The organism is Pseudomonas sp. NPDC089428 (assembly GCF_044749325.1).
Taxonomy (GTDB): domain Bacteria; phylum Pseudomonadota; class Gammaproteobacteria; order Pseudomonadales; family Pseudomonadaceae; genus Aquipseudomonas.
The window spans coordinates 112,413-133,584 of sequence record NZ_JBIVHT010000014.1; the positions used below are offsets into that span (position 1 = coordinate 112,413).

20 protein-coding genes are annotated in these 21,172 nt (G+C 64.5%); 7 read left to right on the forward strand and 13 right to left on the reverse strand.

All coding sequences use genetic code 11. From position 1 onward, the window contains the following. Positions 1-2: 2 nt before the first annotated feature. From ACIPZ5_RS22095 to ACIPZ5_RS22140, 10 genes are all read right to left on the reverse strand, one after another. Positions 3-2,171 carry an ATP-binding protein gene (locus ACIPZ5_RS22095; protein WP_400810653.1) on the reverse strand — a complete coding sequence of 723 codons (2,169 nt, stop codon included), beginning with the start codon at positions 2,169-2,171 and terminating at the stop codon, positions 3-5. A gap of 166 nt (positions 2,172-2,337) precedes the next feature. Next, positions 2,338-2,901: an NUDIX hydrolase gene (locus ACIPZ5_RS22100; protein WP_400810655.1), complete on the reverse strand. Its 564-nt coding sequence runs from the start codon at positions 2,899-2,901 to the stop codon at positions 2,338-2,340. A 1-nt stretch (position 2,902) separates the two neighbouring features. Next, positions 2,903-3,655, reverse strand: a complete 753-nt coding sequence (locus ACIPZ5_RS22105; RefSeq protein WP_400810657.1) for a GntR family transcriptional regulator — start codon at positions 3,653-3,655, stop codon at positions 2,903-2,905. A 90-nt stretch (positions 3,656-3,745) separates the two neighbouring features. Beyond that, positions 3,746-4,135: a carboxymuconolactone decarboxylase family protein gene (locus ACIPZ5_RS22110; RefSeq protein WP_060478414.1), complete on the reverse strand. Its 390-nt coding sequence runs from the start codon at positions 4,133-4,135 to the stop codon at positions 3,746-3,748. A gap of 259 nt (positions 4,136-4,394) precedes the next feature. Beyond that, positions 4,395-4,880, reverse strand: coding sequence for a flavin reductase family protein (locus tag ACIPZ5_RS22115; protein ID WP_003256072.1), 486 nt, complete (start codon positions 4,878-4,880; stop codon positions 4,395-4,397). A 13-nt stretch (positions 4,881-4,893) separates the two neighbouring features. Further along, entirely contained in the window at positions 4,894-6,375 is a 1,482-nt protein-coding gene (locus tag ACIPZ5_RS22120; RefSeq protein WP_261943656.1) for an aldehyde dehydrogenase, read from the reverse strand. Then, positions 6,372-7,205 (reverse strand): alpha/beta hydrolase, encoded by an 834-nt coding sequence (locus ACIPZ5_RS22125; RefSeq protein WP_261943657.1) that lies wholly within the window; start codon positions 7,203-7,205, stop codon positions 6,372-6,374. Before ACIPZ5_RS22125 ends, ACIPZ5_RS22120 begins: the two co-directional genes overlap by 4 nt. Positions 7,206-7,273: 68 nt before the next feature. Next, complete coding sequence (locus ACIPZ5_RS22130; protein ID WP_060478410.1) at positions 7,274-7,870, reverse strand: amino acid synthesis family protein; 597 nt, start codon at positions 7,868-7,870, stop codon at positions 7,274-7,276. 320 nt (positions 7,871-8,190) lie between these two features. Beyond that, positions 8,191-9,231 (reverse strand): LLM class flavin-dependent oxidoreductase, encoded by a 1,041-nt coding sequence (locus ACIPZ5_RS22135; RefSeq protein ID WP_400810660.1) that lies wholly within the window; start codon positions 9,229-9,231, stop codon positions 8,191-8,193. Positions 9,232-9,306: 75 nt separating this feature from the next. Continuing rightward, positions 9,307-9,792 (reverse strand): flavin reductase family protein, encoded by a 486-nt coding sequence (locus tag ACIPZ5_RS22140; protein WP_261943659.1) that lies wholly within the window; start codon positions 9,790-9,792, stop codon positions 9,307-9,309. A gap of 316 nt (positions 9,793-10,108) precedes the next feature. On the opposite strand from ACIPZ5_RS22140, the gene ACIPZ5_RS22145 reads away from it, so the two are divergent. Continuing rightward, positions 10,109-11,515: a purine-cytosine permease family protein gene (locus tag ACIPZ5_RS22145; RefSeq protein ID WP_400810662.1), complete on the forward strand. Its 1,407-nt coding sequence runs from the start codon at positions 10,109-10,111 to the stop codon at positions 11,513-11,515. A 151-nt stretch (positions 11,516-11,666) separates the two neighbouring features. Here ACIPZ5_RS22145 and ACIPZ5_RS22150 read toward each other — a convergent pair whose 3' ends face one another. Both ACIPZ5_RS22150 and ACIPZ5_RS22155 read right to left on the reverse strand, forming a co-directional pair. After that, positions 11,667-13,292, reverse strand: coding sequence for a methyl-accepting chemotaxis protein (locus ACIPZ5_RS22150; protein WP_400810663.1), 1,626 nt, complete (start codon positions 13,290-13,292; stop codon positions 11,667-11,669). A gap of 235 nt (positions 13,293-13,527) precedes the next feature. Continuing rightward, positions 13,528-14,730 carry an NAD(P)/FAD-dependent oxidoreductase gene (locus tag ACIPZ5_RS22155; RefSeq protein ID WP_400810664.1) on the reverse strand — a complete coding sequence of 401 codons (1,203 nt, stop codon included), beginning with the start codon at positions 14,728-14,730 and terminating at the stop codon, positions 13,528-13,530. A 266-nt stretch (positions 14,731-14,996) separates the two neighbouring features. Here ACIPZ5_RS22155 and ACIPZ5_RS22160 point away from each other — a divergent pair, with 266 nt between their 5' ends. After that, positions 14,997-15,536 (forward strand): RrF2 family transcriptional regulator, encoded by a 540-nt coding sequence (locus tag ACIPZ5_RS22160; protein WP_400810665.1) that lies wholly within the window; start codon positions 14,997-14,999, stop codon positions 15,534-15,536. Positions 15,537-15,635: 99 nt separating this feature from the next. On the opposite strand, the gene ACIPZ5_RS22165 is transcribed toward ACIPZ5_RS22160, so the two are convergent. Beyond that, entirely contained in the window at positions 15,636-16,541 is a 906-nt protein-coding gene (locus tag ACIPZ5_RS22165) for an AraC family transcriptional regulator (protein WP_400810666.1), read from the reverse strand. Positions 16,542-16,644: 103 nt separating this feature from the next. On the opposite strand from ACIPZ5_RS22165, the gene ACIPZ5_RS22170 reads away from it, so the two are divergent. Genes ACIPZ5_RS22170 through ACIPZ5_RS22190 form a run of 5 tightly spaced genes read left to right on the forward strand, consistent with a single transcriptional unit; the run spans position 16,645 to position 21,084 of the window. Further along, a complete protein-coding gene (locus ACIPZ5_RS22170; RefSeq protein ID WP_261943732.1) occupies positions 16,645-17,205 on the forward strand; it encodes a carboxymuconolactone decarboxylase family protein in 561 nt (186 codons plus the stop codon). Between the two features lie 49 nt (positions 17,206-17,254). Then, positions 17,255-18,319, forward strand: coding sequence for an acyl-CoA dehydrogenase family protein (locus ACIPZ5_RS22175; protein WP_400810668.1), 1,065 nt, complete (start codon positions 17,255-17,257; stop codon positions 18,317-18,319). Continuing rightward, complete coding sequence (locus ACIPZ5_RS22180) at positions 18,316-19,137, forward strand: ABC transporter ATP-binding protein (RefSeq protein WP_400810670.1); 822 nt, start codon at positions 18,316-18,318, stop codon at positions 19,135-19,137. The genes ACIPZ5_RS22175 and ACIPZ5_RS22180 overlap by 4 nt, the downstream gene beginning before the upstream one ends. Continuing rightward, on the forward strand, positions 19,124-20,329 hold the full coding sequence (locus ACIPZ5_RS22185) for an ABC transporter substrate-binding protein (RefSeq protein ID WP_400810672.1): 1,206 nt from the start codon (positions 19,124-19,126) through the stop codon (positions 20,327-20,329). The genes ACIPZ5_RS22180 and ACIPZ5_RS22185 overlap by 14 nt, the downstream gene beginning before the upstream one ends. Further along, entirely contained in the window at positions 20,329-21,084 is a 756-nt protein-coding gene (locus ACIPZ5_RS22190; RefSeq protein WP_313713500.1) for an ABC transporter permease, read from the forward strand. The genes ACIPZ5_RS22185 and ACIPZ5_RS22190 overlap by 1 nt, the downstream gene beginning before the upstream one ends. Positions 21,085-21,172: the final 88 nt, after the last annotated feature.

A 21,172-nucleotide genomic window follows, 5' to 3' on the forward strand; every position in this document is an offset into this window, starting at 1 on the left:
TGTCAGTCACCCAGCACCTTGCCGAGCATCTGGCATACCTGTTCCGCCGAATAGGGCTTGGCCAGGAACGCAAACCCTTGATGGCCACCTTCGGCGATCGCCTTGCTGTAGCCTGATGTCAGGATCACCGGCAACTGCGGCCGCTGGCGGCGCAGTTGCCTGGCCAGCGCCAAGCCGCCCATCCCCGGCATGACCACATCGGAAAACACCGCATCGAAATGCCCGGTTGGGTCGTTCAGCTGGGCCAGCGCTTCCTCGGCCGAGCTGGCCCAGCTGATGCGGTAGCCGTGGTCCTGGAGAATCTGCGCGGTGAAGCTGCCGACATCAGGGTTGTCTTCGACCACCAGGATACGCCGCCGCACGCCAACGGGCTGGGCGTGCGTGTTGTCATCGGTGTGGCTCGCTGGCGCTGCGGCTGGCGCGGTCTCCTGCGGCAGGTACAGGGTAAAACGAGTGCCCTGGCCCTGTACGCTGTTGACCTTGACGTCGCCACCCGACTGCTTGGCGAAACCGAATACCTGGGACAAGCCCAGGCCGGTCCCCTCGCCAGGTGCCTTGGTGGTGAAGAAGGGGTCGAAGATGCGCTCCAGCAACTCGGGGGCGATGCCGACACCGCTGTCGGTCACCGAGATGGCGGCAAATACGCCGGGCTGCCCGGGCATGTGCTGGTCGGCCTGCAGGCGCAGGCGCAGGGTGCCTTCGCCGGCCATGGCATCGCGGCCGTTGAGCATCAGGTTGATCACCGCCGTTTCCAGCTGGCTGAGGTCGGCGCGGATATGGCAGGGCGCTTGAGGCAGTTCAAGCTCCACCTGGACCCTCGCCCCCGTGGCGGTATCGAGCATGTCGGCCATGGCTTCCAACCGTGGGCCGGCTTCGAACACCTGCGGGCTGAGGGCCTGGCGCCGGGCGAAGGCGAGCAGCTGGCCGGTCAGCTTGGCGCCGCGGTCGACCGAGTCGGCCATGGTCTTGAGGTAACGTGCGCGCCGCTTGTCATCGAGGTCGGGGCGCTGCAGGAAATGCAGCGACGAACGGATGATGGTCAGCAGGTTGTTGAAGTCGTGGGCAACGCCGCCGGTCAACTGGCCGATGGCTTCGAGTTTCTGGGTCTGGCGCAGCACGGCTTCGGTGTGCAACAGCTGGGTAGTGCGCTCTTCGACCCTGTGTTCCAGGTGAGCGTTGAGTGCTTCCAGTGCTGCCATTGCCTCGCGCACTTCGGCATTGGCTTGAACCCGCTGGATATGCGCCCAGCTACGTTCGGTCACCTCGCTGATCAGCGCTTGTTCTTCGTCGGTCCATACCCGTGGCACACGGTCATGGATGGCCATCAGCGCGGTCAGTTTGCCACTTTTGATCAGCGGCATGCAGACCGTGGCCGTTATACCGATGGCCTGAAACGTCGCCGCCTCATCAGCGGCCAGTTCGCGCAGGTTGTCATTTATCACCAGGGCCTGGCCGCTGCGCAGCCGGCTGACCGCCAGGCGGCCGAAGTCCTGCAAGTGATACTGGCCGAGCAGGCGCGGCGAACCGGGTGCCACCGCATCACCACAAATGGTGAAAGTGTCTTCGTCAGGCGCCATGACTGCGTAGGCGCAGCTCGACAGGTGCAGGTGGTCGACCAGCTTGCGGGTGGTGATGGCGAGGATCTGGTCCGGGTCGGTGGCGTCGCTCACGGCACGGCCCAGGTCGTCGAGGAATTTCAGGCGCTGGTTGGCAACCACACTGGCGGTGGTTTCGGTGACCGTGTCGAGCATGCCCAGCACGCTGCCGTCATGGTCGCGGATCGGGCTATAGCAGAAGGTGAAGTAGGCGCGCTCCGGGCTGCCGTTGCGTTCGATGGTCAGCGGGAAGTCCTGGATGTACACGGCTTCGCCGGCCAGGGCGCGATCGGCCATCATGCTGATGTCGGCCCAGGCTTCCTGCCACACTTCGCTGAAGGGTTTGCCCAATGCCAGGGGCTTCTGCCCGAGGATCGGGGTGAACGCGTCGTTGTGCAGGGTAATCAACGCTGGGCCCCAGAGTACGGCCTGCGGGAAACGTGAGGCCAGGCACAGGGCCAGGGTGGTTTTCAGGGCGTCGGGCCAATCTTCGAGCGGGCCGAGAGGGGTGGCTGCCCAGTCGTGGTTGCGGATGCGTTCGGCCATCAGCCCGCCGCCGTCTAGCCATTTTGCCATGTGCGCTGCCGGTCCTCTTGTACAAGGCCTTTAGGATGCACCGAGAATAGATGGTTGGCGAGGGGTTGTGTTCGCCTGGACTGGCCCTTTTGCGGGCAAGACCGTTCGCACAGGATTAGCACTGTCTTCGAGGCAATGGCTAGCCCGCGAAGCGGCCGTGACAGGCCTAGCGCATGAAGTGCACCTTGCCCGTGTCATCGTTACCCATATAGATGCCATACACCCCGGCCTGGCGCTCAAGGATGTAGCGCTCGAGAATCTGCCGGATCGCCGGGTAGTAGATCTCATCCCAGGGAATTTCGTCGGGTTCGAAGAACTTGTACGCCTGTGTCTCCGGCCCGTACTGCCCGGTCTCTTCGGTGGCGATGGCGCGGAAGATGATGTACACCTCGCTTATCTTCGGCACGCTGAAGATGGAGTAGGGCGAGACAATATCGGCGCGCACGCCACTTTCTTCCCACACCTCGCGCAAGGCCGCCTGCTCGGTGGTCTCGCCGGCTTCCATGAACCCGGCCGGCAAGGTCCAGGTGCCAGGGCGCGGCGGGATCGCGCGCTGGCACAGCAGGTACTTGCCGTCACGCTCGATGATGCAGCCGGCGATGATCTTCGGGTTGATGTAATGGATGTAGCCGCAGCCGGTGCAGTGCAGGCGTTCGTGGGTATCGCCTGTGGGAACGCCCCGGGCCAGTTCCGTGGTGCAGTGCGGGCAGTAGCGCGGGGCGTTGGGCATGTCAGCGGCCTATTCGAGGTTCCTTCAGGGCCAAGGGCTCGACGATGTCGCGCACCTTGATGTTGTCGTCCTGCTTCTGGCGCAGGTACTCCAGGGCTACCTTGGCAGCGGCGCGCACGTGATCGACCGAAGCCTGATGAGCCACCAGCGGGTCGCCACTCTTGATGGCCTCGACGATCTTCTCCATCTCGCGGTTGCTGGCGCCACGGCGGTTTTCCTGCGACACCGAGGTGGCGCGCAGGTAGCTGATGCGGGCCTGCAGCTGGCGCAGTTGCTGGGCCGCGACCTGGTTGCCGGAGCCTTCCAGGAGCACGTCGTAGAAGCCTTGCACCGAGTCCAGCACCTGTTGCAGTTCGCCTTCTTCGAGGGCTTCGCGGTTGACCTCCAGCGCGCGTTCCAGGGCGCGGATGTCCTTGGCCTTGGCGTTGAGGGTGAACAGCTGCACGATCAGGCCTTCGAGCACGCAGCGCAGCTCGTAGATGTCGCGGGCGTCTTCCAGGGTGATGATGGCCACGCGCGGGCCCTTGGCGTCGGCGAATTCCACCAGGCCTTCGGATTCCAGGTGGCGCAGGGCCTCACGCACCGAGGTGCGGCTGACGCCGAGGCGGTCACAGAGGTCGCGTTCGACCAGGCGGTCACCCGGCAGCAGGTGGAAGTTCATGATCGCGCCGCGCAACTTGTCGAGCACGATTTCGCGCAGGGTAACGGGGTTGCGGTTGACCTTGAAGCTGTCGTCGAGGGGCTGGCGTTTCATCAAGTGCGCTCTGAATGAGGCTGCCCGGCCGCAACCGCAATAGCACCACGAACCTCGGGTGCTCCTTGCGTGGGTTCGAACAGCCCGCTGTTAACGGGTTGACTCCGCATCGGCTTCAGCGAACGCTTCGCGGGCCAGGCGGAAGCTGTCCACCGCCGCGGGCACGCCGCAATAAATGCCGACCTGGAGCAGGATCTCGCGAATCTGTTCACGGCTCAGGCCATTACGCAATGCGCCGCGAATATGCAGCTTGAGCTCGTGGGGCCGGTTGAGCGCGGAAATCATGGCCAAGTTTATCATGCTGCGCTCTTTCAGCGAGAGGCCTTCGCGGCCCCAGACGTGGCCCCAGCAATACTCGGTGACCAGCTCCTGCAGCGGCTGGGTGAACGCGTCGGCGTTCTGGATCGAGCGGTTGACGTATTCCTCGCCCAGCACCTGGGTGCGGATCTGCAGGCCTTTCTCGTACTTTTCGTTGCTCATGCGCAGTACTCCGGAATAAAACAGGGACCGCAACCGAGGGTGAGACGATTAGCGCGGCCCCTGAAAAAGGGGTGAAACGGGGGCCGCTGTGCGGCCCATCGCCGGCAAGCGCGGCTCCCACAGGTACAGCACAGGGCCATAAGTCTGTGGAATTCCCGCAGGAGCCACAGGTACAGCACAGGACCAGCAGTCTGCGGAATTCCTGTGGGAGCCGCGCTTGCCGGCGAAAGGGCTGCAAAGCAGCCCCGGCGGTCTCAAGTCAGCCCAGCGGCGGCAGGGCGCCCAGTTTGCCTTTGTGGTAGACCATCGGCGTCACCGGCTCGGCCGGCAGCACCAGGTTCTTCACCGCACCGACGATGATCGCGTGGTCACCGCCGTCGTATTCGCGCCACAGTTCGCACTCGATGATCGCCGTGGCCTTGGCCAGCAGCGGGTTGCCCAGCTCGCTCAGGTGCCACTCGACGCCTTTGGCCTTGTCCTTGCCCTTGCCAGCGAAGGCATAGGCCTCGGCGGTCTGGTCGGCGGACAGCAGGTGAATGGCGAATTGCTTGCTGTCACGCAGGATCGGGTAGGTGTCCGACGCATAGTTGGGGCAGAACAGCACCAGCGCCGGGTCGATCGACAGCGCGCTGAACGCGCTGGCGGTGATGCCGACGATGCCGCCGTCGGCGTCCAGGGTGGTGACCACGGTGACGCCGGACGGGAACGAGCCCATCACGTCTTTGTAGATGCCTGGTTCGATCATCTCGTGCTACCTCTTAGCGCATCACAAACGGGTCGGGCATCGGCGCGGTGGACAGGTTGATCCACACGGTCTTCAGCTCGGTATAGGCCAGCACCGAATCGATGCCGCTCTCGCGGCCGTAGCCGCTGTTCTTGAAGCCGCCGATCGGCGCCATGGCCGACACGGCGCGGTAGGTGTTGACCCAGATGATCCCCGAACGCACGTCGCGGGCCAGGCGGTGGGCACGGCCCAGGTCGCGGGTCCAGATGCCGGCGGCGAGGCCGAACTGCGAGTCGTTGGCGATGGCCAGGGCCTCCTCCTCGGTCTTGAAGCGGATCACCGCAGCGACCGGGCCGAACACCTCTTCCTGCATGATGGTCATCGAGTTGCTGTCGCACTCGAACAGGGTCGGCTCGTAGAACCAGCCTTCACCTTCGACTTCGGCACGCTTGCCGCCCATGTGCAGCTTGGCGCCTTCAGCCTTGGCCGCAGCGACCAGGCCTTCGACCACGGCCAGTTGCTGGGCGGTGGCCATCGGGCCCATTTCGCTGGCATCGTCCTGCGGGTTGCCGATGCGGATGCGCTTGGCACGGGCGATCAGGCGCTCGACGAATTCGTCGAAGATCTCGTCCTGTACCAGCAGGCGCGAGCCGGCCACGCAGCTCTGCCCGGAGGCGGCATAGATGCCGGCCACGGCGCCGTTGATGGCACTGTCCAGGTCGGCATCGGCGAAGATGATGTTGGGCGACTTGCCGCCCAGTTCCAGCGACAGCTTGGCGAAGTTCTCGGCGCTGCTGCGCACCACGTGGCGGGCAGTGGCGGCGCCGCCGGTGAAGGCGATCTTGCGCACCAGCGGGTGGCGGGTCAGCGCTGCGCCGGTGCTCGGGCCGTAGCCGGTGACCACGTTGACCACGCCTGGCGGGAAGCCGGCTTCGAGGGCCAGGCGGGCCAGTTCGAGGATGGTCGCCGAGGCGTGCTCGGACGGCTTGAGCACGATGGTGTTGCCGGCGGCCAGGGCCGGGGCCAGCTTGATCGCGGTCAGGTACAGCGGGCTGTTCCAGGGGATGATCCCGGCCACCACACCGATCGGCTCGTGCACGGTGTAGGCGAACAGGTCCGGCTTGTCCAGCGGCAGGGTGCCGCCTTCGAGCTTGTCTGCCAGGCCCGCGGTGTAGTGGAAGAACTCTGGCAGGTAACCGACCTGGCCGCGGGTTTCGCGGATCAGCTTGCCGTTGTCACGGCTTTCCAGTTGGGCCAGGTGTTCCTTGTTCTCGGCGATCAGGTCACCCAGGCGACGCAGCAGCTTGCCGCGCGCGGTGGCGGTGATGCTGCGCCACTGCTTGCTGTCGAAGGCACGCTGGGCGGCCTGAACGGCCAGCTCGACATCGGCTTCGTCGGCGTCGGGCAGTTGCGCCCAGGCCTGGGCCGTGGCCGGGTTGAGGCTGTCGAAGGTCTTGCCGCTCTGGGCATCGAGCCATTGGCCGTCGATGCACATCTGGAAACGAACGAGGGTCATGCAACAATCCCCTTGGCGGATTCGGTGAGGGTGCGGGCTTGGGCGAGGAAGTCCAGGAGCATCTTGTTGACTTCACGCGGTGCTTCCACTGGCATCATATGCCGTTGTTCGGCGAGGACCACGCTTTGCGCGCCAGGAATGCTGGCAGCGAGCTGGCGGGTCATGGCCGGGGTGGAGCCCGAGTCGAGTTCGCCGGTGGCGATCAGCGTCGGCACCTGGATGCTGCCCAGGTCGCCTGCGCGGTACATGTCCTGGGTGGCGAACAGCGAATAAGTGGTGTGGTAACCCTGCGGGTCATTGCTTGCCAGTACCTGGCGAATGGCGGCGACCTGCGCCGGGTTGGCCGCCTTGTATTCGCGGCTGAACCAGCGGTCGAGCGCGGCGTCGACGTTGGCGTCGGGGCCAAGCTGTGCTGCCTGGGCGGCGCGGGCGATGACGCCGGCACTCTGCTCGGGGGTGCGGTTGAACACGCTGTTGAGCACGACCAGTGCAGCCAGGCGCTGCGGGTAGTTGAGGGCAAATGCCCGGGCGACCAGGCCGCCCATGGAGAAGCCGATCACGGTGGCTTGTTGAATCTGCAGGTGGTCGAGCAATTCGGCGAGTTGGTCGGCGTAGCCTTCCAGGCCGATGTCGGCGGCCGGCAGCGCGCTCTGGCCGTGGCCGAGCATGTCGTAGGTGATGACGCGGTAGTCGTTGGCCAGGCCCACGATCTGACCACCCCACATTTCCTTGTTCAGGCCCACGCCGTGGATCAGTACCACGGGTTGACCCTGGCCGACGGACAGGTAGCTGGTGCCGGCAGGTGTACGTTCAGCGACAGGCTGAATCATGGAGGGCGCTCCTTGAAGGTCGGGCGCGGCGGGTAAGCACGCCACGCCCCGGCCCGTCTTGGTTGTTGTTATTGAGCGTTGGCTTTTTCGGCAGCCAGTTCTTCCAGGTCGATGTAGCGGTTGCCGATGCGCGGGTGCAGGCGGCCGCCGTCGGCTGCGCCCAGAACCACGACGATTTCATCGGCGCGCGGGGCGTCTTCGATCTGCATTTCCAGGGTGATGTAGTGCGAACGCAGGCCTTCGTCGTCCTTCTGCATCATCGGGATCTGGATCGAGGTGCCTGGGCCGCCGCGCTTGTTGGTGAAGCTCAGGTAGCTCTTGGCCTTTACCGCTTCGCGGTAGTGGTTGCCGAAGCGCAGGGTGTGGATCACCGCCGAGGCGTGTTCGATCTCGCCGTCGGCGCCGACCACGGCGGCCTTGCCGTAGGCTTCGATCTTGTCGGCACCGCCGATGGCAGCGGTCAGGCGCTCGACCATCAGCGCACCCAGCTCCGAGCAGTTGGCGCGGATTTCCGGCTTCAGATCTTCAACGAAACCGCGACCGGCCCATGGGTTCTTGATCACCACGGCCAGGCCGACCATGGTCACCGGCTTGTCGGTGGCCTTGCCGCCTTCGATGCGGGTCTCTTCGGAGTAGGTGACGATCTTGCGGATTTCGAAACTCATGGGTGGCTCCTGGTGAGGGTTATCAGCTCTTGTTGTCTGATGGTATACCATAATATTTGTTGTGCAAGAGGTGGCTGGAAATTTCTCTTGCGAGGGGACGAAAGGTGGCCTGATGCCTTGATTTATGGGGGCTCTGTACTGGCCTCTTCGCGGGCAAGCACGCTCCCGCAAGTAATGCGAAGCCTTCGGGCCCGCGCTGTACCTGTGGGAGCGGGCTTGCCCGCGAAGAGGCCAGCACAGGCTTAAAAAAAGCCCGCTCACGCGGGCCACTGGGGCCGACGGGAGCGGGCGCGTCCCGCAATGACTCAGGCAATGGGAATTCAGGCGAACGCTGGCACCACTTCCTTGATGAACAGCTCGAGCGACTTCTTCTTCTCGGCATGGGGCAGGCTGTTGTCGCACCAGAAGCTGAACTCGTCGACACCGAGCTCCTGGTAGTACTTGATGCGGGCGATGATCTCTTCCGGCGTGCCGATCATGGTGTTCTTGCGGATGTTCTCCAGCTGGAACGCCGGCACTTCGGCGAACTTCGACTCCGGGCTCGGCTCGAGGAAGCCGTTGACCGGGGTGGTCTTGTTGCCGAACCAGGCATCGAAGGTGCGGTAGAAGCGCGAGATGGCCTGGGCACCGATCTTCCAGCCTTCAGGCTCCGACGGGCTGTGCACGTGGGTGTGGCGCAGCACCATCAGTTGCGGGCGCGGCACGTCCGGGTTGTTGTCGAGGGCAGCCTGGAACTTGTTCTTCAGGTCCAGCACTTCCTCGTCGCCCTTCATCAGCGGGGTGACCATGACGTTGCAGCCGTTGGCCACGGCGAAGTTGTGCGAATCCGGGTCGCGGGCGGCGATCCACATCGGCGGGGTGGCGTTGAACGGCTTCGGCACGCTGGTGGAGGTCGGGAACTTGTAGACTTCGCCGTCATGGGCGTAGTCGCCTTGCCACAGCTTGCGCACCACCGGGACCATTTCACGCAGGGCCTTGCCGCCGTCGGTAGCCGCCATGCCACCGGCCATGCGGTCGAACTCGAACTGGTAGGCGCCACGGGCCAGGCCCACTTCCATGCGGCCATTGCTGATCACGTCGAGCAGGGCGCATTCGCCGGCGACGCGGATCGGGTTCCAGAATGGCGCGATGATGGTGCCGGCACCCAGGCGGATCTTCTCGGTGCGCGCGGCCAGGTAGGCCAGCAGCGGCATCGGGCTTGGCGAAATGGTGTATTCCATGGCGTGGTGTTCGCCGATCCACACGGTGCTGAAACCGCCGTGCTCGGCCATCAGGGTCAGTTCGGTCAGGTCTTCGAACAGCTGGCGGTGGCTGACCTGTTCATCCCAACGTTCCATGTGCACGAACAACGAAAATTTCATGGGGCTTTCCTCAACGCTTGAAAGTGTCTGTCGCCAGGCTGCGCAGGCGCCAGGTGTCTCGATTCACAATAGGCTTCAGGCAAAGGCCGGCAGGCTGGCCATCTTGCCGCGGCAGTAGACCATCGGTCGTGGTGCTTCTTCAGGGACGATCAGGTTGTGTACCTTGCCGACCATGATGGCGTGGTCGCCACCTTCATACTCGCGCCACAGTTCGCACTCGATGACGGCGGTGGCACCGGCCAGGATCGGGTTGCCCAGCGCGCTCAGGCTCCACTCGATGCCGGTGGCCTTGTCCTTGCCCTTCTTGGCGAATGCGTAGGCTTCGGTCTGCTGTTCACCGGAGAGCAGGTGAATGGCGAAGCGCTTCTGCTTGATCAGCACAGGGTAGGAGTCGGAGGTGTAGTTGGGGCAGAACAGCACCAGCGGCGGGTCCATCGACAGGGAGGAGAAGGCGCTGGCGGTCAGGCCGACGACCGAGCCGTCGTCGTCCAGGGTGGTGATGACGGTCACGCCGGACGGGAAGGAGCCCAGGACGTTCTTGTAGACGGTTGCGTCGATCATCTCATGTACCTCTAAAGGGCTGCGGTGGTCCGCGGTTTTTATCGTTGATGTGTCTGATGGTATACCGTAATACCTATTTTGCAAGCGGAATTTTCAGCCCTGGGTTTTCACGATGAATGGCTCAAGGCCACGAAAACCGTGGGCTTGAGTGGTGAGGCGGTTTGTCGCAGGGGTTGCGCGAGCAGATCAGTGGGCGTTTTTTACTACGGATCAGTGTTGTCAAAAGTTTGGAATACCATAATATGGTCCGCAGCTGAGAGGCCGCCTAGATGCGGTTTCCTTACAAAGATAAAAACGACCTTTCGAGCTGAATCCTATGTCCCAACCGTCGTCGCAACACCAGTTTGTCGAGAATCACACGGTCGATTACGTTCCACCTGCCGAGCGCCACGGGAAGGCGCGCGACCTGTTCACCCTCTGGTTCAGTACCAACATCGCGCCACTGCCTATCGTCACCGGCGCCATGGTGGTCCAGGTGTTCCACCTGAACCTGCTGTGGGGGCTGATCGCAATCGTGCTGGGTCATCTCATCGGGGGCGTGTTCATCGCCCTGGCCTCCGCGCAGGGACCGCAGCTGGGCATTCCGCAGATGGTCCAGAGCCGGGGCCAGTTCGGCCGCTATGGCGCCTTGCTGATCGTGTTCTTCACCGCGCTGATCTATGTCGGCTTCTTCATTTCCAACATCGTCCTGGCGGGCAAGACCATCCACGGCATCGCCCCGAGCGTGCCGATGCCAGGCGCGATCGTGATCGGTGCCCTGAGTGCGACGGCCATTGGCGTGATCGGCTACCGCTTCATTCATATTCTCAACCGCATCGGCACCTGGGTCATGGGGTCGGCGCTGCTGGCCGGTTTCATCATGATGTTCGTCCAGGAACTGCCTGCCGACTTCTTCAGTCGCGGTGCGTTCAACCTGTCCGGTTTCATCGCCACCGTGTCGCTGGGCGTCATCTGGCAGATCAGCTTCTCGCCGTACACCTCCGACTACTCGCGCTACCTGCCGCGTGAAGTGGGCATCGCCAAGCCGTTCTGGGCCACCTATTTCGGCGCTACCCTGGGCACTATCCTGTGCTTCAGCTTTGGTACGATCGCGGTGCTGTGCGTGCCGGAAGGCACCGACGCGATGGATGCGGTCAAGCAGGCCACCGGCTGGCTGGGCCCGATCCTGATGGTGCTGTTCCTGCTCAACATCATCAGCCATAACGCGCTCAACCTGTATGGTGCGGTGCTGTCGATCGTGACGGCGATCCAGACCTTCATCGCCCAGTGGACACCGAGCATCAAGGTGCGGGTGATCCTGGCGTCGGTGATCCTGGTGGGTTGCGCGATGGTGGCGTTGAACGCCTCGGCGGGCTTCATCGGCCAGTTCATCGGCCTGATCCTGGCGCTGCTGCTGGTGCTGGTGCCGTGGGCTTCGATCAACCTGATCGACTTCTATCTGATCAAGAAGGGCCAGTACGACATCGCTTCGATCTTCCGTGCCGACGGCGGCATCTATGGCCGCTTCAACCACCACGCGATCATTGCCTATGCCTGTGGGATCCTGGTGCAGCTGCCGTTTGCCAACACGTCGCTGTATGTGGGGCCGTACTCGAACATTGTCGAGGGGGCTGACCTGTCGTGGTTGTTCGGTTTGATCGTGACCGTGCCGCTGTATTACTGCCTGGCGACGCGCGGCCAGGCTGCCGAGAAGGCAGGGCGGGTGGTTAGCGTCAACGACTGACAGATTGTTGTTGCTGTAGCAGGGGCTGCTTTGCAGCCCTTCGCGGGCAAGCCCGCTCCCACAGGTGATGAGTTGTCCACGAGGGCTGCGCAATTTCTGTGGGAGCGGGCTTGCCCGCGAAGGGCCGCAACGCGGCCCCAGCTGTTCTGGATCAGACCTTGAACTGCGCGACCATGCCATTCAAGTCCACTGCCAGGCGCGACAGGTCCTGGGCCGCAGCACTGGTCTGATTCGCCCCCGCCGATGTCTGCATCGCCAGATCGCGAATGTTCACCAGGTTGCGATCCACCTCCCGCGCCACCTGCGCCTGCTCCTCGGAAGCACTGGCGATCACCAGGTTGCGCTGGTTGATCGACGCGATCGCCTCGGCAATCACCTCCAGCGCCTCACCGGCGCCTTGCGCCACTTCCAGCGTGCCGTTGGCCCGGCCTCGGCTGCTGTGCATTGCCGACACCGCCCGTTCGGTGCCGTTCTGGATCCCGGCGATCATCTGCTCGATCTCGGCCGTCGACTGCTGGGTACGGTGGGCGAGGGCGCGTACCTCATCGGCCACCACGGCAAAGCCGCGACCGGCTTCACCGGCACGGGCGGCTTCGATCGCCGCGTTCAGTGCCAGCAGGTTGGTCTGCCCGGCAATCGCGCCGATCACATCGAGCACGCGGCTGATCTCGTTGGCGTTGCTGGCCAGCTGTTCGATCTCGGAGGAGGTGCCCGTCACGTCATTGACCAGATGCTGGAGCGAGGCCAACGCCTGGTTGACCTGGTCACGGCCATCGCGGGTGGTCTGGTCGGCACCTTTCGAGGCGTCGGCCGTGCTCACGGCGTTGTTCGCCACTTCTTCCACGGCGGCGGTCATCTGGTTGACGGCAGTCGCGGCCTGGTCGATTTCCGCGCTCTGCTGGTGCAGGCCGCGGCTGGTGTCTTCAGTGACGGTGTGCAGTTCTTCCGAGGCCGAGGCCAGCTGGTCGGAAGAGGCGGCGATCTTGCGGATAGTCTCGCGCAGGCTGCCCTGCATGCGGCCCAGGGCACGCAACAGCAGGGCCGGTTCGTCGCGGCCGGCGACACGGATATCCCGGGTCAGGTCGCCGGTGGCCACGCGCTCGGCCACGGCGACCGCATCGGCCAGGGGCACCACGATGCTGCGGGTGAGCACCACGGCGATGGCGGCCAAGGCAAGCATGATGATCACCAGCGAACCGATGATCACGGTGAAGGCTTCGTCGGCCACGTCGCTGCTGCGCTGCGAGGCGTCCTCGGCGCCCTTGCCGTTGTAGGCGATCAGCGCGGTCATGGCTTTCATCATGGTGTCGGCGTACTGGGTGAGGGGGCCGCTGATCTGTTGCTTGGCCTCGTCCATGCGGCCAGCGGCGATGGCCTGCAGCACGCGGGTCTGCAGGTCGAGGTATTGCTGGTGGGCTGTATTGAAGGCGTTGAACAGGGCGCGGCCATCGGCGGCGATGAGGGTGTCCTCATAATCCTTGAGGCGGCCTTTGAGCTGGTCGTTGATGCTCTTGGCCAGATCGATGTTGCGGGCGCGTTCAGCGGGGCTGTCATCCAGCGCCGCGCGCAGGGTAATGGCACGGGCGCGACCGAGGTCGGTGCTGATGTCGCCGAGGGAGACCACGGCGGGCATCCAGGTGACACGAATTTCATCGGTGGCGGCGTCCATCCGCCGGGTTTCATAGAGTGTGATAAGGCCCATGGCCAGGACCAATACGCCCAACAGGGCGAACACGCTGGTAGCGCGGGTGCCGATCTTCATATTCCGTAACTGCATGGAATGCTCCTTGACGTTGGCGTGCAGGCGTCAAGAGCATGGACGTGTGACCGGGTCACCGGGGAGGGCGCCAGGCATCTCGATGCGCTGCGGATTTAAGTGTGTGTCTCACCCTCTCGAATCTGTTTTTTATTTAAATGATGCCATATGGCCATTATTACTGACCAGTCATTCAATGTAACGACAAATTCCGACAAATCCGTCGTTTTCTGACGGATTTGTCAGGATTTCGCACTTACGCGATAGGGATCATGGGGTCGGCCGCGGCCAGCGCCACGGTCCGATCGGCCGCTGGCGGGTAGATCCACACCGAGTTGATCTGGCGCTTGAGCGCTTTACCTTCATCGCCCTGCAGCTTCAGTTCGCGCTCCCAGCCTTCGCTGTAAGCTGCCCCCCATTCGCCAAGGTCCAGGCAGGTGACGTACTTGGGCTGGCGGTATACCAGCGGCGCCACACCGAGCAGGTCGGCCATGGCATTGTTACCCGAGTGGCGGCCCATGGGGATGGCATGCTGGCAGGTCATCAGGGCGTGATTGCCCACCTCGTCGACGGCAGCCCAGGCGGTGTCCCCGGTGGCGTAGATGTGGTCCTGGCCGATTACCTTGAGGTGGTCGTCGACCTTGAGTCGGCCGAAGTTGTCGCGCTCGCCGGCTACCTGGGCAGTCAGCGGGCTGGCCTTGACCCCGGCGGTCCAGATCACGGTCTTGCTGGCGATGTATTCGCCGTTGCTCAGTGTCACGCCACCGGCATCCACTGCCACCACCGAGGTGCCGGTCAGCCACTCGACACCGGCCTGTTCGCAGGCGGCAACGATCGATGGGGTGATGCCCGCACCCAGGGCCGCGCCGACCTGAGGGCCACGATCGATGACCAACACCCGTATCGCAGCGTCGCTGCCGAGGATGGCACCCAGGCGGACCGGGATTTCAGTGGCGGTTTCGATACCGGTGAAGCCACCCCCACAGACCACCACGGTGTTGCGTGCCGGCGAGGCTGGCTGGGCAGCCAGGCCGACCAGGTGCTGCTCGAGCTTCACGGCCGATTCCATCTGGTCGACATCGAAGGCATGTTCAGCCAGCCCCGGCACTGCCGGGCGCGCCACCTGGCTGCCAGCCGCGAGGATCAGCCGGTCGTAGCCGATTTGCTGGGTTTCACCGTTGGCATCGGTGTAGCTGACGCTGCGCCGCTCGGCATCGATCGCTTGGGCATTACCGGCAATGAAGCGCACCCCGACCGCTTCGAACAGTTCACCTACCGGTGCCTTCAGGCTGTGCGCGTCGGCTTCGTAGAAGCGCGGGCGAATGCGCAGCTCCGGTTGCGGGGCGAGCACGCTGATGCTCAGGTCATCGCGCTGGGCCTGGTCGAGCAAACGGGCGGCGCTCAGGGCGCTCCACACTCCGGCAAAGCCGGCACCGATGATCAGGATGTTCGATTTCATGGAAGTGCTCCACAAGGTTGAAGAGGATTTCGAGGGTTGGTTGTGTGCCTCTAACAACTACGACTCTATTGATCGTAGTTCTGATCGGCAAGTTTTTTTTGCGATGGCGCACCTCGCAATGCCCGCACGAAACCCAGTAAATGCCTGTGTTAATGGGCTTTCACGGGCGAAATTTGAGCGAAAGATAGCGACGGGCGGTGCCAGGCCGCTTGGCTCAGCCTCACCGATAGGCGTAATATTTGCGACTACGTTGGTCGGAGATGTGTATGTCGCTTTACAGCGCTGGCGTCGAATACGGCATTCATTGCCTGCTGTACCTCGTTGATGAGCGAGGTGATACCCGGGAGGCCAGTGTGCGCGACCTGGCGGAGTTGCAGGGCGTGCCCCAGGAGTACCTGGCCAAGGTCTTCACCAAGCTCGCCCGGGCCAGGCTGGTGGTGGCCACCGAAGGCGTGCGCGGCGGTTTTCGCCTGGCGCGGCCGTCGGACGAAATCACCGTGCTGGATATCGTCAACGCCATCGACGGGCCGAAGAAGATCTTCGATTGCCGCGAGATCCGCGAGCGTTGCACCTTGTTCGAAGGTTCCGCGCCGGGCTGGGCGACCGAGGGCACCTGCGCGATTCACGCGGTGATGCTGGGGGCGCAGAAGCGCATGGAAGAGGCCTTGGCGCAGCAGACCATCCTTGACCTGGCGCGGCGCTTCGGGCGCAAGGCGCCGGCCGAATTCGGGCAACAGGTCAATGACTGGATGTGCGAGCGGCGTGAGGGCAAGGGTGGTGGGGATATCCCCGTCAGCCAGGTCTGAATCTATCGCCTGACCGGCCCTTTCGCGGGCAAGCCCGCTCCCACAGAGACCGAGGAGAGCTTGTGGGAGCGGGCTTGCCCGCGAAGAGGCCGGAGCAGGTCAGCGCCCCTCGTGCTGCCGCCGATAAGCCCCCGGCTGTACCCCCATGGTCTTGGCAAACGCCCGGGTAAACGCCGCCACCGACTGGTACCCCGCCTGCGCGCCCACCTGTTCCACGGTATTGCCCGCCTGCAGCAACCGGCAGGCATGGCGCATGCGCAGCGCCAGCAGTACCTGCCCCGGCGACTGCCCGGCCAGTTCATTGAAGCGCTTGAAGAACGCCGAGCGCGACAAGCCGGTGCAGGCCGCCATGCTCTCCAGCGTCCAGGCCTGCCCAGGCTGCTCGATCAGCTGCTCCAGCAGCCCGGCAAACGCCGGCTGGCGGGCGAGCGCGACCAAGCCGCCAAGCGACTGCCCGGCGTGCACCTGCTGGCGCAGCACATACAGGAACAACAGGTGGGTCAGGCGCTCCAGCAGCGTTTGCGAGGGCGAGCCCTGGCATTCCTCCAGAATCAGCCCGAACAACGCCCGTGCCGCATGCCCTTGCGGTTCATCGGCGCGCAGCACGATCCAGTCGGCCAGCCCCTCGACGATCAGCGCTGACAACCCTGCGCGGAAGTCGAAGAACCCGCATACCAGGCCCACCCCATCGCCCGCCGTCGCATCCAGCGCCTGCATCTGCTGGCGTGGTTGGGCGCAGGCGGCAATCGGGTCCTGATCGCTGGACAGCCGGTACCCCAAATCGCGCAGCAGGAACACGGCATCGCCGGCCGCCAGCCGCACGGCCTCGGTCTGGCCATCTATGTGCAACCAGCAATGCCCCTGCACCACCAGATGAAAACTGGCGCGGCCCATGCCTTGGGTGCTGGCGTGCCAGCCCCCGCAATAGCGGCCGATATGAAACAGGCTGGCGTCGAGCTCGAGGCTTTCTAATAACCAATCGACAAGAGGGCTGGATGAAATCATCTAATGCAAAGACTCAGGAGCAAGGAAAGGCGACTGATGAATATGGAGGGTAATTCTTATAACCAACAGACTGTAGGCACACACAGCAAAAGGAGACCACTCCATGACCTCGCGCATTACTCTACACACTCTGCAGAGCGCCCCGGAAGCGGCCCGCCCATTCCTCGAAAACGCCCAGAAGAATTCAGGCTTCATTCCCAACCTGCTCGGCGTGCTGGCCAATGCCCCGGCGGCGCTGGAAACCTACGTCACCGTCTCGGCCCTGAACGGCAAGGCCGAGCTGACCCTGGCCGAGCGTGAAGTGGTGCAACTGATCGCCGCGACCAATCACGGTTGCGACTTCTGCGTTGCCGGCCATACCGCCGTGGCCCTGAACAAGGCCAAGCTGCCCGCCGAAGTGGTCGAAGCCCTGCGTGCCCGTGGTGAACTGCCGGATGCACGCTACGAGACCCTGGCCGAATTCGCCCGCGAAGTCATTGCAACCCGCGGCAATGTCAGCGACACCACCTACCAGGCCTTCCGTGCAGCCGGTTTCACCGAGGGCAACGCCCTGGAAGTGATTCTCGGCGTGAGCCTCGCAACCCTGTGCAACTTTGCTAATGTGTTCGCCCAGACGCCGCTCAACGACGAGCTGAGCAAGTACCGCTGGCAGCCAACCGCGTAATTTTACGCTCGGCGCTGGTGGCGCCTGCTATTTCAAAAGGAGTAGGGACATGCTTGATGCAGCATTTCGTCAATGGCTGGATGCCAATGCCGAGGCAATCGACCAGGGCCAGTGCGACCCACAATCCGTGCTGGCACACATCGCCGAATCGCAGCTGTTGCGCATCGGCGTCGACCCGGTGCTGGGCGGCAACGGTGGCGCGGTCACCCATGCGGTCGAGGCAATCGCCGCCATCGCCAGCCGCTCACTGGCCGCCGCCTTTGTCTGCTGGGGCCAGCGCGCGTTCATCGAATACCTGCTGCAAAGCCCCAACCAGGCCCTGCGCGAGCGCTTGCTGCCGAGCTTGTTGACCGGCGAACTGGCCGGTGCCACAGGTTTGTCCAATGCCATGAAGTTCCTTTCCGGGATCGAGGCGCTGCAGGTGCGTGCCCGCCCCGGGGCGGCGGGCTGGACCCTGGAAGGCCGCCTGCACTGGGTGACCAACCTGCGCAAGAGCGGCTTCGTCGTGGCGGCGGCCATCGAGGACGACGCCGGTGGCTCGCCCTTCGTACTGGCCATTCCTTCCGGCAGCCAGGGCCTGGAACGCTCCGATGACCTCGAGCTGATGGGCCTGCAGTCGAGCAATACCGCGGCACTGGCGTTCCACCAGGTCGAGCTGAGCCGCGACTGGCTGCTGCACGAGAACGCCCGCGAGTTCCTGCCCCAGGTGCGCCCGGCGTTTCTTGCCTTGCAGTGCGGCATGGCCATCGGCCTGGCACGGCGTTCGCTGCAGGAAGTGCATGAGCACCTGCACGGGCGCCTGTCGTTCCTCGAGGAGCACCGCCAGGTACTCAAGGAGCGCCTGGAGAACACGGTGGCCGAGCTCAAGCAGGGCCTGCTCGAAGGGCGTTTCCTGGGCCAGCCGGCGGCGCTGTTCAAACTGCGCATCACCCTCGCCGAGTGCGCTGCCGACGCGGTGCAGCTAGAGCTGCAAGCCAGCGGCGGCAAGGCGTACCTGGATGCGTTCGGGGCCGGTTTCGCCCGCCGCTGGCGGGAGTCGGCGTTCGTGCCGATCGTCACCCCAAGCCTGGTGCAACTGCGCGCCGAGCTGCATCGCCAGGCCGCCAGCGCATGAGCCAGGCGTTACTCGAAGCCCGCGAGATCAGCCTGGGCTACCCGCGCGAGGGTGGCTGGCAGGAAGTGCTGGCGCGCTTTGACCTGCAACTGGCGCCAGGGGAGGTCGTGACCATCCTTGGCCCCAGTGGTGTAGGCAAGTCCAGCCTGTTGCGGGTGCTGGCCGGCCTGCAGCAGCCGCGCGGCGGCAGCGTGACGCTGCACGGCGAACCGCTGCAGGGCCCGCACCCACGGCTGGCGGTGGCCTTCCAGGACCCGAGCCTGCTGCCCTGGCTGAGCCTGGAAAAGAACGTCGCCTTCGGCCTGGATTTCGCCCGCCAGCCCAAGCTGGCCGCCGCCGAGCGCCGTGCGCGCATCGACCATGCCATCAACGCGGTGGGCCTGGCCCATGCGCGCAACCAGTATCCGGCGCAGTTGTCGGGCGGCATGGCCCAGCGCACTGCGCTGGCCCGCTGCCTGGCGCGCCAGCCTGAAGTGCTGCTGCTCGACGAGCCGTTCGGTGCGCTCGACGAAGTGACCCGTGCCGACATGCAGCAACTGCTGCTGCAGCTGATCGCCACCCACAACACCGCAGCCGTGCTGATTACCCACGATATCGACGAAGCCTTGTTGTTGTCCGACCGGGTGCTGCTACTGGGCGACCACCCGGCGCACATCCTCGGCCAATGGCACATCGGCCTGCCGCAACCGCGCGCGCAGCGGGTCGAAGAGCTGGGCGCGCTGCGTATCGACATCCTCAAGACCCTTCGGCGGGCCAGCCGCACCGCTGCACCTTCCCCTACCTCGTTGCCTTCGGAGCCTGCACATGTGCATGGATGACTGCTGTTCCTCCACCTCGCGTCGTGATTTCCTCAAGCTCAGCGCCATGCTCACCGCCGCCGGGGCCGTGCCGTTGCTGTCCAGCCTGCAGGCCCGCGCCGCCGCCGAGCCCGACGCGCCGGTACGTATCGGCTACCTGCCGATCACCGACGCCACGCCACTGCTGGTGGCGCACAACAACGGCCTGTTCGAGGCCGAAGGCATCAAGGCCGAGCGCCCGGTGCTGCTGCGCAGCTGGGCGCAGGTGATCGAGGCGTTCATCTCCGGCCAGGTCAATGTCATTCACCTGCTGTCGCCTATGACCGTGTGGGCGCGGTATGGCAGCAAGGTGCCGGCCAAGGTGGTGGCCTGGAACCATGTGGGCGGCTCGGGCCTGACCGTGGCGCCGGACATCACCGAGATGAAGCAGCTGGGTGGCAAGACCGTGGCCATCCCGTTCTGGTACTCGATCCACAACGTGGTGCTGCAGCGGATGCTCAACGACAACGGCCTGACCCCGGTGTCGAAACCCGCCAATGCCCAGCTGGCGGCCAACGAAGTCAACCTGCTGGTGCTGCCGCCGTCGGACATGCCGCCAGCCCTGGCCAGCAAGCGCATCGCCGGCTACATCGTCGCCGAGCCGTTCAATGCCCTGGCCGAGAACCTCAAGGTCGGCCGCGTGCAGCGCTTCACCGGTGATGTCTGGCGCAACCACGCCTGCTGCGTGGTGTTCATGCACGAACACGACCTGAACAACCGCCCGGAATGGTCGCAGAAGGTGGTCAACGCCATCGTCAAGGCCCAGCAATGGACCCGCGACCACCGTGCCGAAGCGGCGGCGCTGCTGTCCAAGGCAGGCCCCAACAAGTACACCCCGCATGACCCGGCGGTGCTGACCAAGGTGCTGGCACCGGCCGCCGAAGACCGTGCCGGTTACATTGCCAGTGGCGCGATTCAGCATCAGCAGTGGGACGAAAAGCGCATCGACTTCCAGCCATACCCGTACCCCAGCTACACCGAGGAACTGGTCAAGCGCTTGCAGCACACGCTGATCGAAGGCGAGAGCAACTTCCTCGCTGGCCTGGACCCGGCGCAGACCGCCCGCGACCTGGTCGACGACCGCTTCGTGCGCAACGCCATTGCCGCGGTCGGCGGCCCGTCGGTGTTCGGCATCGCCGAGAACTTCCAGCGCAGCGAGGAGTTCGCGGTCTGATGCGCAAGCACGTCGTACATGCCGGCCTGGGGTTGGTCGGCCTGCTGGGGTTGCTGTTGCTGTGGTGGGCGGGGGTGCGGCTGTTCGGCGAGGCCGATGGCCTGTCGGCGCGCTTCTCGCCCCAGGCGACCCTGGTCAGCCTGGTCGAGCTGCTCGGCCAGGGTGAGGTCTACGGGCATGTCTGGGTCAGCCTCAAGCGTATTCTGGTCGGCTTGTTGCTGGCGCTGCTGATCGGCGTGCCGCTGGGGCTGCTGGTCGGTAGCTACCGGCATCTGGAGGCGGCGACCACGCCGGCGTTCCAGTTCCTGCGGATGATCTCGCCCCTGTCGTGGATGCCAGTGGTGGTGATGTTGATGGGCGTGGGTGACCAGCCGATCTACTTCCTGCTGGCCTTCGCCGCCTTGTGGCCGATCCTGCTGAACACCGCTGCAGGCGTGCGCCAGCTTGACCCGCGCTGGCTGCAGCTGAGCCGCAGCCTCAGTGCCACGCGCTGGGAAACCTTGTGCAAGGTGATCATCCCCGGGGTGATCGGCCATGTGCTGACCGGGGTGCGCCTGGCCATTGGCATCCTGTGGATCGTGCTGGTGCCGTGCGAGATGCTTGGGGTGAGTGCGGGACTGGGCTATTTCATTCTCGATACCCGCGACCGCCTGGCTTATTCGGAACTGATGGCGATGGTGCTGCTGATCGGCGTGCTGGGCTTCATGCTTGATGCTCTGGCCCGTGGGCTGCATCGGCGCTGGGTACATGCCTGACCGGCCAGTCTGGCCTCTTCGCGGGCATGTCGGGGCGCCGAACCGCCGCTCCCACAGGTATTGCACAGGCCTGGAAATTTGTGCGATC

Coding starts and splice junctions, on each gene's coding strand:
- ACIPZ5_RS22190 (WP_313713500.1), top strand. CDS start 20,329: ATGCGCAAGCACGTCGTACATGCCGGCCTGGGGTTGGTCGGCCTGCTG.
- ACIPZ5_RS22105 (WP_400810657.1), bottom strand. CDS start 3,655: ATGAAACGCCAGCCCCTCGACGACAGCTTCAAGGTCAACCGCAACCCC.
- ACIPZ5_RS22120 (WP_261943656.1), bottom strand. CDS start 6,375: ATGACCCTCGTTCGTTTCCAGATGTGCATCGACGGCCAATGGCTCGAT.
- ACIPZ5_RS22175 (WP_400810668.1), top strand. CDS start 17,255: ATGCTTGATGCAGCATTTCGTCAATGGCTGGATGCCAATGCCGAGGCA.
- ACIPZ5_RS22110 (WP_060478414.1), bottom strand. CDS start 4,135: ATGAGCAACGAAAAGTACGAGAAAGGCCTGCAGATCCGCACCCAGGTG.
- ACIPZ5_RS22180 (WP_400810670.1), top strand. CDS start 18,316: ATGAGCCAGGCGTTACTCGAAGCCCGCGAGATCAGCCTGGGCTACCCG.
- ACIPZ5_RS22115 (WP_003256072.1), bottom strand. CDS start 4,880: ATGATCGAACCAGGCATCTACAAAGACGTGATGGGCTCGTTCCCGTCC.
- ACIPZ5_RS22150 (WP_400810663.1), bottom strand. CDS start 13,292: ATGCAGTTACGGAATATGAAGATCGGCACCCGCGCTACCAGCGTGTTC.
- ACIPZ5_RS22155 (WP_400810664.1), bottom strand. CDS start 14,730: ATGAAATCGAACATCCTGATCATCGGTGCCGGCTTTGCCGGAGTGTGG.
- ACIPZ5_RS22170 (WP_261943732.1), top strand. CDS start 16,645: ATGACCTCGCGCATTACTCTACACACTCTGCAGAGCGCCCCGGAAGCG.
- ACIPZ5_RS22135 (WP_400810660.1), bottom strand. CDS start 9,231: ATGAAATTTTCGTTGTTCGTGCACATGGAACGTTGGGATGAACAGGTC.
- ACIPZ5_RS22145 (WP_400810662.1), top strand. CDS start 10,109: ATGTCCCAACCGTCGTCGCAACACCAGTTTGTCGAGAATCACACGGTC.
- ACIPZ5_RS22125 (WP_261943657.1), bottom strand. CDS start 7,205: ATGATTCAGCCTGTCGCTGAACGTACACCTGCCGGCACCAGCTACCTG.
- ACIPZ5_RS22095 (WP_400810653.1), bottom strand. CDS start 2,171: ATGGCAAAATGGCTAGACGGCGGCGGGCTGATGGCCGAACGCATCCGC.
- ACIPZ5_RS22130 (WP_060478410.1), bottom strand. CDS start 7,870: ATGAGTTTCGAAATCCGCAAGATCGTCACCTACTCCGAAGAGACCCGC.
- ACIPZ5_RS22160 (WP_400810665.1), top strand. CDS start 14,997: ATGTCGCTTTACAGCGCTGGCGTCGAATACGGCATTCATTGCCTGCTG.
- ACIPZ5_RS22185 (WP_400810672.1), top strand. CDS start 19,124: ATGTGCATGGATGACTGCTGTTCCTCCACCTCGCGTCGTGATTTCCTC.
- ACIPZ5_RS22140 (WP_261943659.1), bottom strand. CDS start 9,792: ATGATCGACGCAACCGTCTACAAGAACGTCCTGGGCTCCTTCCCGTCC.
- ACIPZ5_RS22100 (WP_400810655.1), bottom strand. CDS start 2,901: ATGCCCAACGCCCCGCGCTACTGCCCGCACTGCACCACGGAACTGGCC.
- ACIPZ5_RS22165 (WP_400810666.1), bottom strand. CDS start 16,541: ATGATTTCATCCAGCCCTCTTGTCGATTGGTTATTAGAAAGCCTCGAG.